This is a genomic window from Micromonospora sp. ATLC20, from assembly GCF_057196585.1.
Map to the genome: position 1 here is coordinate 1 of NZ_JBXUOV010000406.1, position 779 is coordinate 779.

Sequence of the window (779 nt, forward strand, 5' to 3'; positions counted from 1 at the left end):
AGTTCGCCGTGGCTGATGTCGTTGGTCCAGGTGGCGCCGCTGTTGGCCTTGCCGGCGAACGGGTTGGACTCGGTGGCGGCCTGCGGGGTCCAGGAGCCGTTCAGGCTGGTGGCGGTGAAGGAGCGGAAGTAGCGGCCCTGGGAGCCGATCGCCTCGACGATCATGAGGTAGCGGGTCTGGCCCTGCAGCTTGTAGACCTGCACGGCTTCGAACAGGTTGTTCGTCGAATCGCTCATGATGGTGGTGTAGTTGGAGCCGAAGCTGCCGGGGAAGTTCCCGATCGGCATGCTGGAGCGGTAGATCTTGCCGTTGTCACCGGCGAAGAACAGGTACATGTTCTGGTCGTCGGCGATCAGGGTCTGGTCGATCGGGCCGGTGCCGGAACCGGAGATGCTGCCGGTGAACAGCGGCTGCGCCGAGGACCAGCCGTTCGGGTTGGTCGGATTCGTCGAGGTGCGGTAGGAGAACGCGGTCGGCCCCCACTGGTAGGCGAGGACCCAGATGTTGCGCGGCGCGAAGTAGAACAACGTCGGCGCCACAGTCCCCGACGACATCGCGTTCTGCGACGCCGAAGCCATCTGCGACCAGTTCGAGAACAGACCGAAGTTCATCGACCCCCACGACGACCCGGTGTCGTGCGTCGTGGCGTACACCAGGTGCTGCCCGTTGTACGGCACCACCGTGAAGTCCTTCAACGACACCCAGCCCGAGCGCGGCTGCGCCAACGCACCCGTGGACGACCACCGGTACGACGACGGCAGGTTGCACGTGCCACCCGG

At 65.3% G+C, this 779-nt stretch carries 1 protein-coding gene; it reads right to left on the reverse strand.

Annotation, left to right across the window (positions count from 1 at the left end; genetic code table 11):
- A partial coding sequence (locus AC2CHG_RS31645) for a non-reducing end alpha-L-arabinofuranosidase family hydrolase (RefSeq protein WP_484526234.1) occupies positions 1 to 779 on the reverse strand: 779 nt, incomplete at both ends.